Source organism: Pseudarthrobacter cellobiosi, assembly GCF_023913755.1.
Taxonomy (GTDB): domain Bacteria; phylum Actinomycetota; class Actinomycetes; order Actinomycetales; family Micrococcaceae; genus Arthrobacter; species Arthrobacter cellobiosi.
Window position 1 is genome coordinate 1 of sequence record NZ_JAMXBJ010000013.1, and the last position, 11,201, is coordinate 11,201.

Here is an 11,201-nt window from a genome sequence, read left to right on the forward strand (position 1 = left end):
AACCCCGCCGGCCGTTGGCTCCTGCCCAAAAACGATCCGCCACCATCTCGAAGGAAAACCCGTCCCAACGCTTGACAAAAAACATAGGGACACCCCCCAGGGTGACATCGTGGTGTTGGCCGTGCCCTTCGACGCCGCCAAGTCGGTCGTCAGCGCCTATGGCGAAGCTTTGGCCGGCAAGACCATCGTGGACATCACCAACCCCGTGAACTTCGATACCTTCGATTCCCTCGTTGTGGAACCCGGCAACTCAGCCGCCGAAGAAATCGCCCAACTCACGCCGGCAGGTTCGAACGTCGTGAAGGCCTTCAACACGACCTTTGCGGGCACCCTGGTTGCCGGCGAGTCAGGTGGACAGCCACTGGATGTCTTCATCGCCGGAGACAATGCGGGTGCCAACGCGGCCGTCAGCAACCTCGTCAGCGGCGGCGGCATGCGCCCGCTCGTCGTCGGTCCACTCAAACGCGCAAGGGAACTCGAGGGCTTCCAGTTCGTGCTCATGACCATGCAGGCAAACCCCGAGTTCGCCGATTTCAACTGGGACACTGGCCTCTTGGTCACCAAGTAGTTCAACCGGGCGACAGCCCCCGGACACAGGAAGAGGACGACGGCGGGTACGCACCCGCCGTCGTCCTCTTCCTGCGTGAGGTTCACGAATCCTCGCCGTCAGGTGACTACCAGACTGCTAGAAGACAATGACAGGCTTGACGACCGTTCCATTGGCGGAGTCCTCGAAGCCCTGGTTGATCTCACTCAAGGCGTAGTTGCGCATCAGCTTGTCCATGGGGAAACGGCCTTCCTTCCACAACTCGATGAGCTTGGGAATGAATACTTGGGGCACTGAGCTGCCTTGGATCACGGTCTTGAACGTCCAGCCCTTAACCAGGGAGAGGCCGATCTCGAAGGACACCTCTGTCCCGGGTTTTGCGGCGCCTACCAAGGCCAAGGTTCCACGGAGCGCGAGAGCATCGGCAGCTTTGCGGAGCAGTTCCGGACGGGCCGTTGTGTCGATCACGTAATCGGCGCCGCGGCCATCCGTCAGACGAAGGATCTCGTCCGTAAGATCCGCTTCCTGCGTGTTGATGACGTCCGTCGCTCCGAGTTCCTTCGCGAGATCCAGCCGGGAGGTGTGGATGTCCACTGCAATGATGCGCCCGCACCCTGCCACCCCGCCGGCCATGATGGCCCCGGATCCTACGGCTCCGGTGCCGATGACCACGAGCGTACTGTTCAACGCGGGCTTAAGTTCGTTGAGCACCGCACCGGCTCCGGTCTGGATGCCGCAACCCAAGGGTGCAACAACCTCGAGCGGGACCTCGGAACCGACCCGAACGACGCTTTCCTCGACGACGTTGGCGTATGTGGCAAACGATGACTGGCCGAAGAAGTGGGAGGAAATCACTTCGCCGTCCTTGCTCAATGCCGTGCTTCCGTCAGGCCTCCTGCCGCCGAAGTCTGCCGCGAAGAGGTTCTCGCAGTACGCCATCTCGCCGGATCGGCAGCGGTCGCATTTTCCGCAATATGCGGCCGCGAGCAGTACATGGTCGCCCGGCTGCACCGTTGTGACGGAAGACCCTATCTGCTCCACAATTCCGGCACCTTCGTGTCCAAGGACGGCGGGCAAGGGTGTCGGATAGACCTGGTCTCGGACGATGGCGTCCGTGTGGCACACGCCAGAGGCCACCATCCTTACGAGCACCTCATTCGGACGGAGATCGTCCAGCTCAAGTTTTTCAATCGTGAGTGGCTGCCGCGGCTCACGGGCCACTGCTGCGGTTACCTGCATAGTCATGTCTTTCCTGTTCGGATACGTCGGCTGTTGATTCAGAACGGGTACTGCTGATCGGACTGCTCCACAGTGATCCACTTAAGTTCCGTGAACTCGTTGATGACTGCCCGGCCATCGAACCGGCCGAAGCCACTGTTCTTCATGCCGCCGTACGGAGCCTGGGCCTCGTTCTGTACGGTTGCCCCGTTGACATGCACGTGTCCGGCCTGAATTCGCATGGCAACCTGCAAAGCCCGGGTGCTGTCCGCCCCAAAAACGGCGGCGGCAAGCCCGTACTCCGTGTCATTTGCCACCTGGACCGCCTCTTCGATGCCAGAGACGCGGACCACCGTGGTGATGGGTCCGAACGTTTCCTGGTCGTAGATAGACATTTCCGGGCTTACCTTGTCGATGATGGTGGCAGGCATCGAAGCACCGTCGGCACGGTCACCGACCACAAGCTCAGCACCCTTGGCCAGCGCGTCATCGATGAGTCCGTTGATCCGCTCGCCAGACTCTTCGCGGATCATCGGTCCGACGATGCAGGCCTCGTCCGTAACGGGGTCTCCGGCGCTCAACTGCGCTGCGCGGGCCGCGAACTTGGAAACAAACTCGTCGGCAACACTCTCATCAACTACGAACCGTTCGGTGGACATGCAGATCTGGCCCTGGTAGAGGAATGATCCGAAGACAGCCGCATTGACGGCGCCATCGATATCCGCGTCATCGAGGACGACAAAGGGAGCCTTGCCGCCGAGCTCCAGCAGTACGGGCTTGAGGTAGCGGGCAGCCTTCTCGGCAATGATGCGTCCCACTGCTGTGGATCCGGTGAAGTTGATTCGGCGAACCGCCGGATGCGCGATGATCGCTTCGACCACCCGGTCAGAGTCCTCAGCGGTGCTTGTCAGGAAGTTCAGGACACCGGCGGGTACGCCGGCCTCGTGCAAGACCTCCGCAATGATTGCGTGGGTCCGTGGGCTGGTTTCCGAAGCGCGGAACACCACCGTGTTGCCACAAACGATGGGATAGGCAAGGGCCCTGGCTGCGAGCACGCCGGCCCCGTTCCAGGGTGCCATGCTGAGGACCACGCCGGCGGGCTGCCGGACAGTCATCGAGAGTGTGCCCGGCTTGTCCGTCGGAAGGGTCTCACCCTGAATCTGTGTGGCAAGTCCAGCGGCTTCACGGAACAGCTGCGCCGTGAGGAACACATTGAATCCGGCCCAGAGCTGCGCCGCACCAACTTCCGCCATCATCGTTTCGATGAACTCCGGGCCGCGTCGCTCCATGATGTCCGCGGCCTTCAGCATCACGGCGCGTCGTTCGGTAGGCCCTGTGGTTGACCAGGTCGTGAAAGCCTTGGCCGCGGACTCCACCGCATCGAGGGCGTCGTCCACGCCGGCTGCTGCACTTTCGGTCACGAGGGCGCCCGTCAACGGGTGCCGCCGCTCAAAAGTCTTGCCTTCGCGGCCGGCACGAGCCTGGTTATCAATGATGAGTTGCGTTTGCAAGGGGGTCTCCTTAGTTGATGCCGGTCCGGCCGGCATCGGTGTGGTCGGGCTATTTGGTTCTTAGTGATGGGTATTGTTGCTGGTCGTATCAGTCGCGGGGGTCACGCCAGTAGTAGTTCCCCGCGTTGCCGCGTCGGGTAGGCCCGGTACGGTCAGAACGGCTACTACGCCAATGCCGGCGGCGATGGCCCACACGGAGAAGTTGATGAAGTTGCCGAGTGCAGCGGCCACAAGGACCCCGCCGCCCGAAATGGCCAAGACGGCGCCAATTCGGCCCACGCCCAGCGTGATTCCGAGGGCGGTGGCTCGGGTTGCTCCGGAGAAGTACGTGGCAACGAAGCCGTTGATCAGGATCTGCGCTCCCACTGACCCGAAGCCGACCACTGCAACCAGGGCGTACATGGCCACGAGAGGCATGATGCCTGTTCCCATCAGGACAAGCGCGATTCCCGAGCTGGCAAAAGCGACTGCCGTGACCCGGCGGGGGCCAAAGCGGTCCGCTAGGCGGGAGGACACCAGCACACCTACGACGGCCCCAATGTTGACGGTGAGGAGGAATGTCAGCGAAGAAGCCAGGGAGTACTTGGCGATGATCATGAGTTGCGGCAGCCAGGTGTTCAGCCCGTATACGAGCGTTTGGCCGCAAACACCGGCCAGGCAGAACAGGATCATTGCGCCTAGCAGCCGTCCCGTCAGGAGCGTGCGGAAACGCCCGGCTTCGGGGGCGTCACCGTCAACGCGTGCCGGCGGCAGCAGGTCCAGCCCATATTCGGAGACGATGCGTTCCGCTTTGGCCCGGTCACCTTTCGCTGCGAGGAAGGCCGGGGATTCGGGAAGGAACTTGAAGAGCAAAGGCACGACGGCGACGAGGGGAATGCCGCCCAAGGCGAGCATCCCCTGAAATCCCAGCGAGGGCAGGAACGCCAGGGCCAGGAGTGCGGCGAGAATGCCTCCGACTGCGTAACCGGAGAACATCAGGGCGTTGTTGAAGTTGCGTCGGTTCGACTTTGAGAACTCCACGGTCAATGCGATGGCCGTCGGGATGACACCGCCCAGGCCGAGGCCTGCCAGGAAACGGAATAATCCGAAGAGTTCCGGAGTCGGCGCCCAGGCCGTCAAGAGCATCAGAAACGAGAAGGCCGCAATGGAAACCATCATGACCTTCCGGCGGCCGACGATGTCGGTGAGGTATCCGATAAGAATGGCGCCAATGAACATGCCTGCCAGCGCGTAGCTGCCGATGGCGCCCGTCTCCACCGGGGTCAGGCCCCAGGGCTCGTATGCCAGGAGCTTGGGAACAATGGCGCCATAGACAACCAGGTCATAGCCGTCGAAGACGATGGCAAGGAAACATAAAAAGATGACGACGGCGGGCGATTTGCGCGGGCGGGCCGACGATGATGATTGGGGGAACGTCATTAGGGGCTCCAGGTGATATACACAACGTTGTGATGTTCCAGAGAGAGGTGGGCGACCGTCTGTGATCTGACCCACAATCAAATGTAACATGAAAATGTCGTTCGTCAATAGACGTGTTGCACGTTTAGGGATGCATGACTCACCCAGCTGACACTTAGAGGAGTCTTATGCAGTGGAAACCAAGAGCCCTGATCCTGGACCTGTTCGGCGACTACCTTCGATATGCCGGGAGCGAGGTTCGGCTTGCCGACATCACGGAACTCCTAGCGGTCTTTGACATCGAAGCAGCCACAGTCCGCGTCAACCTTTCCCGCCTACGCAAAGAGGGGTGGTTCACTACGCGGCGCATCGGGCGGGAAACGGTCTACTCACTGACTCCCCACATGCTTGAGATCCTCAACGAGGGGCGAGAGCGGATCTTCCGACGCCGAGACGAGTCCTGGCAGGGGCGCTGGACCATGGCCATCTACCAAGTCCCAGAAGCCGAACGTGCCGTCCGTGAACAGCTCCGAAAGCAACTCGCGTGGCACGGGTTTGGCCAGCTGTCGCCATCGACCTGGCTGAGCCCACACGACCTCATCTCCGAGGTCCGCGAAATCGCCGCCGAGAATCCGCTGGCCAAGGTGGATGCGCTTTGGTGCGGAACCGGCGACCTGCAGGAGGACAGGGGGCTCGCCGCCCGCTGCTGGGATTTGGATCAGCTGGGCGCCGACTACCGGCACTTCATCCACAACTACGCCGCTCTGGATAACGAGGCTGTAAATGCGGACAAAGACGGTCGGACGGCCCTCATCGAACGGATGCATATCATCGGCGACTTCCGCCGCTTCCCGTTCCGTGATCCTTACCTGCCCCGCGAACTGCAGCCGGATAGCTGGCCCAGCAGTGAGGCCTACACCCTGTTCGGTGCCGTGCACCGCCAGCTCGGGCCCGCAGCCACGGAATTCATCTCCAGCATCATCGGCCAGTCCGTGGGGCAGGGCCAGGAGGTAGCGTCGTAGACACGACCCCGGCCGGCCATCGAGCAACATGTAACAAATAGTTGACGTTCAGCGTAGATTAGTTACATACTTGCAGTGAGACCTTTCTCACCGATTTTCCAAACACTAGAAGGTGGCATCGATGGCACTTCGCGTAGCCTGCATTGGCGGCGGTCCCGGCGGACTGTTCTTCTCGACCCTGTTCAAACAGACCGTTCCCGACGCCGACGTCGTACTCTTTGAACGAAACCAGGCCACGGACGCCTTCGGCTTCGGCGTGGTCTTCTCCGAGGCAACACTGAATCGGATCAATGATGCCGATCCTGTTGCCCGAGACGGACTCCGGGACCACGGCACGCACTGGGACGACATCGAAGTTTGGCTCAAAGGCGAACAGAAGTCCTTCGCCGGCAACGGTATGGCCGCCATTTACCGCAAGACCCTCCTTCAGCTCATGCAGGACCGTGCATCGGAAGTCGGTGTGGACATGCGGTTTGGACAATACGTTCCGGACCTCTCCCAGCTCGCAGACTTTGACCTGATCGTCGGCGCAGACGGCGCCAACTCATCGACCCGCGAACAACTCGGCGAAGGCCTGGGCCACACAGCCGAGACCGCCACAGCCAAGTTCATCTGGTTCGGTACCACCTACAAGTTCAATGGACTCACTTTTGTCCATCGGCAGAGCGAATTCGGCAATTTCGCTGTCCACGGCTACCCGATCAGCGAGGACCTGAGCACCTTCATCGTGGAAACGGACGAGGAGACGTGGCGAAAGGCCGGGCTGGACGAGTTCGATGTCAGCCAGCCCCCGGGACCGTCGGATTTGAAAACGCAGAGGTTCCTCGAAAAGCTTTTCGCCGAGGACATTGCCGGTGAGCCGCTGGTGGCGAACAGCTCCCGGTGGGCGAATTTCCGCACCCGCCGTACTCGCTCCTGGCATAAGGGCAACGTCGTCCTGCTCGGCGACGCCGTCCACACGGCCCACTTCTCCGTTGGATCGGGCACTAAAATGGCCATGGAAGACGCCATCACCCTCGTCCGGGAAGTGGCAGCACACCAAGACGACCTCGAAACGGCCTTCACCAACTACGAAGCCGAGCGCCAGCCGCAGGTTGCCAAAATCCAGAACCAGGCACGCGGTGGGCTGAGCTGGTGGGAACACTTTGCCCGGTACTACGACTCTTTCGACCCCACACAGTTCACCTTCCACTTCTTCTCCCGCAGCATTGACATCGACAAGATCCGCCAGCGTGACCCGGACCTGGTTGCGTCCACGGAACAGGACTGGCTGACGCGGCACGCTCACACACCGCTGGAAACACCGTTCGACGCCGGATCGGTCCGGTTTGGCGGGCGCCTGCTCTCTCTGACCCAGCAGGATGGCCAGATTGTCCTGACCGGCACCGGGGGCAGTATCGCCCTGGTCACCACGCCGGAAGCGGCCGACGCCACCACAGGACTGCTTCTGACCGCACCAGATACTGAAGAGGACTTGGCCACTGCCTTTGCACAATTGCCAGCCCAGGCTGCCGCCGTTGTCATCCAAGGCGGCAATCCATTCACCCGCATCCTCCTTTCGGAGGAAGCCCGGCTTGGACGCGGCCTGACAACTGTCATCGTCGATGACCGCGGACCGGCATCGAACCTGACACTGGTGCTCTCCGGCCGAGCTGACGCCGTTGCCACCGCAAACATGGAGGCCACCGATGCATAGCCTGACTCCCCTGTTCGCCCCGAGCGGCATCATCGTCGTTGGCGTCTCCTCCAGCCCCGAGAAGCTCGGCGCAGTCATGGCGCAATCACTCTCTAACTACCCGCGTCCCGTGGAACTCGTGAACAGCCGCGGCGAAAACGGCATGTACACCAGCATCGCTGCCGCCGCAGCCGCCATCCCCGGCGGCCCCGACCTGGCAGTCCTCTGTGTTCCGGCCGCCGCCACTGCCCAAGCGCTGCGTGACAGCGCTGCCAACGGTGCCAGGGCCGCATTGGTTTGCGCCGGCGGTTTCGCTGAAGCTGGCGGTCCCGGCGTCGAATTCGCACACCAGGTGGAAGCTGCTGTCCGTGACACCGGCATCCGGCTGCTCGGCCCGAACACGTCCGGCTTCTTCGTTCCCCACCGCAACCTGCGCGCCAGCTTCGTGCCCGGCGTCGCCGAACTGGAACCGGGTTCGGTGGCAGTCGTCGCGGCCAGCGGCGGTGTGAACCACGTCCTGGCATTCCACCTCCAGCGCTCCGGCGCCGGAGTCAGCCTCGCCGTCGGCATCGGCGCAGGCGCGGACATCACGGCACCCGACGTCCTCGACTACCTGATCACTGACGAACAAACAAAGGCTGTAGCGCTCCACTTGGAAACGGTGTCAGACGGACCTGCCCTCATCGACGCCGTCTCGCGCCTCAGTGCGGTCAAACCTGTTGTCGCTCTGGTGGTTGGCCGCAACGATGTCTCCGAGTTTGCCCAGTCCCACACCGGAGCGCTGGCCACGTCCTGGCGCACCACACGTGCTGTCCTCAAGCAGGCAGGCGCAGTGATTGTCGACGACGAGAACCAGCTGGTTGCCGCCGTCACCGCGCTGGCGGGGCGCCGGCTAGCGCCGGCTGCAGACCCAGGAGTCGGGCTCATCACCGGACAGGCAGGACCCGGCCTGCTGATCGCCGATGCCCTCCACAGCGCGGGCGTGACCCTGCCGCGTTTGGCGCAGCACAGCCAGGACATCATCGGCACGCTGCTGCCGCCTTTGACCTTTCAGGCCAACCCCGTTGACACGGGCCGGCCGGGACCCGGATACGAGAAAATCGTTGCGGCCGTGGCCAACGACCCGGCCATTGACGTCGTCGCCGTTTACGGGCTGACCGAACCCGTTGCGGACCTGCCACTCGCCGTCGCCAATTCCGGTGTGGCCGGCACGATGCCCTTCGTGATCGGTGTGGACGGTCCCGAAGGGGACCTCGAACGGGCACGGAAGTCCGCGCAACAACATGAGCTGCCGTTGATTTCGGGACCAACATCGCTGGCCCATGGCCTCACCGCCCTCGTGAACGACTCCCGGGGACAGTTCGTCCGCGCCGTGTCAGCTCAGCGTCACTTCACGTGGCCGGACCTGGACGGACCGTGGGATGAGAACCGTGCCAAGGAGCTCCTCGGCGCCCTTGGCATCGCCACGCCCGCTCGGCGCCGCTGCAGCACCCGTGCTGCTGCCCATGAGGCGCTGGCTGAACTCGCGACACCTGTCGCCGTAAAGCTGCTCGATGCCGCCGTCCTGCATAAGACCGAGATCGGCGGCGTGCACCTCGGGGTCAACTCCGCCGAGGCCATGGATCGCGCGCTGGACGGCCTTGAGGCCGCCGGGGCCCGCGAGTTCCTGATTGAAGCCATGGCCCCATCCGGGGTGGACCTGGTAGTCGGTGTTCGCCGTGACCCCGTGTTCGGACCGATCGTGGTTCTTGGTTTGGGAGGCACCGCCGCCGAGGTCTTCGCCGATATCGCCATCCGTTCCGCTCCCCTCTCGGAGCAAGCAGCAGAGGGCATGCCCAACGATCTGCAGGCCCGCGACCTCTTGTATGGCTTCCGCTCCGGGCCAATGCTGGATACAACGGAGCTGGCCGGCCTTTTGGTCAAACTCGGCGATGCGCTCGTCGCCAATGACGCCATCGCTGAGATCGAAATCAATCCGCTGCGCCTGACCCACGACGGACTCGTGGCGCTCGATGCCGTAGTTATCAATGTCGAGGAGGACATGAAATGACAAGCCACACCAGCGAGGGCACCACCCCCTGGCCAGCCGACCTGGCCGCGGAGTTCCGCGCCAAAGGCTACTGGGAGGACCGCGCCCTGGGCAGCTACATCCTCGAAACAGCCGACCGGTTGCCCGAGAAGGTCGCAATCGTCGACGGAGCCGTGCGGCTCACATACGCCGAACTTGCCAACAGAATGGATGCCGGAGCCGAACGGCTCCTGCAGATGGGGCTGAAAGCGGACGACCGCATCATGGTCCAGCTGCCCAACGGCTGGCAGTTCGCGCTGCTGACCCTGGCATGCTTCCGCGCCGGCATCATCCCGGTCATGGCGCTGCCGGCACACCGGCAATACGAACTGTCCTTCCTGACGGAACTCTCTGAGTCCCAGGCCATCGCCGTCCCGGATGTCATCAAGGACTTTGACCACCAGGCGCTGGCTGAGGAGCTGGCCTCCACAATTCCGTCTTTGGAGATCATCCTCGTTTCCGGCGCAGCCCATCCCCTCAATATGCGGCTTGAGGAAGTCCTCGCTCCCGGCAAGGACCAGGCGGGAGCGCGGGCCCGGCTGGACGCCTCCGCTCCGTCACCGGATTCCCCTGCTCTGTTTCTTCTTTCGGGAGGCACCACAGGCCTGCCGAAGCTCATCACCAGAACCCACAATGACTACGCCTACAACATCAAGGCAACGTCAGTGCCCACAGGTGTCACCGAGGACACCGTCTACCTTGGTACCCTCCCGGCAAGCCACAACTTCCCCTTGGCCTGCCCGGGCATCCTGGGAATCCTCTTCGCCGGCGGCAAGGTGGTGATGCTGCCGAGCCCTGAACCACGCAAGGCTTTCGCTGCCATCGAGCGTGAAAAGGTAACTCTTTCGACGGCCGTTCCCGCAGTCGCCCAGCGATGGATTGAGCATCAGGAAGAAGCCGGCGGCTCTCAACTGGCGAGCCTGGAAGTCATCCAGGTGGGCGGTTCGCGTCTGCCCGACGAGATCGCGCGGAAAGTGAAACCCGTGCTGGGCGCCACCCTGCAGCAGGTCTTCGGCATGGCGGAGGGGCTCATCAACACCACACAACTGGACGATCCCGAAGACGTCATCTGCACAACGCAGGGACGTCCAGTGTCCGAAGCCGACGAGGTCCGGATCGTTGATGAGGCCGGCAATGACCTTCCTGATGGTGTGGCCGGTTCCATCCTGACCCGCGGGCCGTACACACCCCGCGGCTACTACCGCGCACCCGAGGCTAACGCGCGTGCCTTCACACCCGACGGTTGGTACGCCAGCGGCGACATCGTGGAGCGCCGGCCCGACGGAAACCTCATTGTTCAAGGCCGCGACAAGGACATGATCAACAGAGGCGGCGAAAAGATCTCCGCCGAAGAGATCGAAAGCCTGGTCTACCGGATCGAAGACGTCACCATGGCGGCTGCGATCGCGATGCCGGACCAGGTCCTCGGGGAACGGCTCTGCCTCTACATCACGGTCAAACCCGGGACCGAAGTCACCCTCGAACAGATCCAGGACCTGCTGCGCCGCACCGGCGTGGCAGCCTTCAAAATCCCTGAACATCTCGTCGTCGTAGACGAACTACCCACCACCAAAGTGGGAAAAATCAACAAAAAGGACCTCCGCGCCGACATCGCCGAACGCCTGGCGGCTGCCGGCTCCCACGGAAAGTAGGACTGTCATGACCGAGAATCTTACGCATGCTTCTGTTGCCGCCGGCCAGGTTGTTCCGGAGCCGTCGCCGGAGGAGGCTGCGCAGCTTGCGGAGTTGTACCGGGATTTCG

At 62.7% G+C, this 11,201-nt stretch carries 8 protein-coding genes; 5 read left to right on the plus strand and 3 right to left on the minus strand.

Annotated elements, in window-relative coordinates; translation table 11 throughout:
- Nucleotides 1-568: NADPH-dependent F420 reductase (locus tag NG696_RS00255; protein WP_252573489.1), on the plus strand; the 568-nt coding region annotated here is incomplete at its 5' end.
- Between the two features lie 117 nt (nt 569-685).
- Here the strand turns inward: NG696_RS00255 and NG696_RS00260 are convergent.
- Genes NG696_RS00260 through NG696_RS00270 form a run of 3 tightly spaced genes read right to left on the minus strand, consistent with a single transcriptional unit; the run spans nt 686 to nt 4,695 of the window.
- Nucleotides 686-1,792, minus strand: a complete 1,107-nt coding sequence (locus NG696_RS00260; protein WP_252573490.1) for an NAD(P)-dependent alcohol dehydrogenase — start codon at nt 1,790-1,792, stop codon at nt 686-688.
- A 32-nt stretch (nt 1,793-1,824) separates the two neighbouring features.
- Nucleotides 1,825-3,276, minus strand: a complete 1,452-nt coding sequence (locus NG696_RS00265) for an aldehyde dehydrogenase (protein ID WP_252573491.1) — start codon at nt 3,274-3,276, stop codon at nt 1,825-1,827.
- Between the two features lie 60 nt (nt 3,277-3,336).
- A complete protein-coding gene (locus NG696_RS00270) occupies nt 3,337-4,695 on the minus strand; it encodes an MFS transporter (RefSeq protein ID WP_252573492.1) in 1,359 nt (452 codons plus the stop codon).
- Between the two features lie 167 nt (nt 4,696-4,862).
- Between NG696_RS00270 and NG696_RS00275 the strand changes: the two genes are divergently transcribed.
- The 4 genes from NG696_RS00275 to NG696_RS00290 all read left to right on the plus strand — a co-directional run bounded on the left by NG696_RS00275 (nt 4,863) and on the right by NG696_RS00290 (nt 11,091).
- Nucleotides 4,863-5,696 (plus strand): PaaX family transcriptional regulator, encoded by an 834-nt coding sequence (locus NG696_RS00275; RefSeq protein ID WP_252573493.1) that lies wholly within the window; start codon nt 4,863-4,865, stop codon nt 5,694-5,696.
- 121 nt (nt 5,697-5,817) lie between these two features.
- Entirely contained in the window at nt 5,818-7,392 is a 1,575-nt protein-coding gene (locus NG696_RS00280; RefSeq protein WP_252573494.1) for an FAD-dependent monooxygenase, read from the plus strand.
- Entirely contained in the window at nt 7,385-9,421 is a 2,037-nt protein-coding gene (locus NG696_RS00285) for an acetate--CoA ligase family protein (protein ID WP_252573495.1), read from the plus strand. Before NG696_RS00280 ends, NG696_RS00285 begins: the two co-directional genes overlap by 8 nt.
- The gene (locus NG696_RS00290; protein ID WP_252573496.1) at nt 9,418-11,091 is read left to right on the plus strand and encodes a (2,3-dihydroxybenzoyl)adenylate synthase; all 1,674 of its coding nucleotides are present in this window, start codon (nt 9,418-9,420) and stop codon (nt 11,089-11,091) included. Before NG696_RS00285 ends, NG696_RS00290 begins: the two co-directional genes overlap by 4 nt.
- The last annotated feature ends 110 nt before the right edge of the window (nt 11,092-11,201 follow it).

What these genes read in the sequence shown, in the direction of transcription:
- NG696_RS00260 (WP_252573490.1), bottom strand. Translation starts at nt 1,792, where the DNA reads ATGACTATGCAGGTAACCGCAGCAGTGGCCCGTGAGCCGCGGCAGCCA.
- NG696_RS00270 (WP_252573492.1), bottom strand. Translation starts at nt 4,695, where the DNA reads ATGACGTTCCCCCAATCATCATCGTCGGCCCGCCCGCGCAAATCGCCC.
- NG696_RS00275 (WP_252573493.1), top strand. Translation starts at nt 4,863, where the DNA reads ATGCAGTGGAAACCAAGAGCCCTGATCCTGGACCTGTTCGGCGACTAC.
- NG696_RS00280 (WP_252573494.1), top strand. Translation starts at nt 5,818, where the DNA reads ATGGCACTTCGCGTAGCCTGCATTGGCGGCGGTCCCGGCGGACTGTTC.
- NG696_RS00285 (WP_252573495.1), top strand. Translation starts at nt 7,385, where the DNA reads ATGCATAGCCTGACTCCCCTGTTCGCCCCGAGCGGCATCATCGTCGTT.
- NG696_RS00290 (WP_252573496.1), top strand. Translation starts at nt 9,418, where the DNA reads ATGACAAGCCACACCAGCGAGGGCACCACCCCCTGGCCAGCCGACCTG.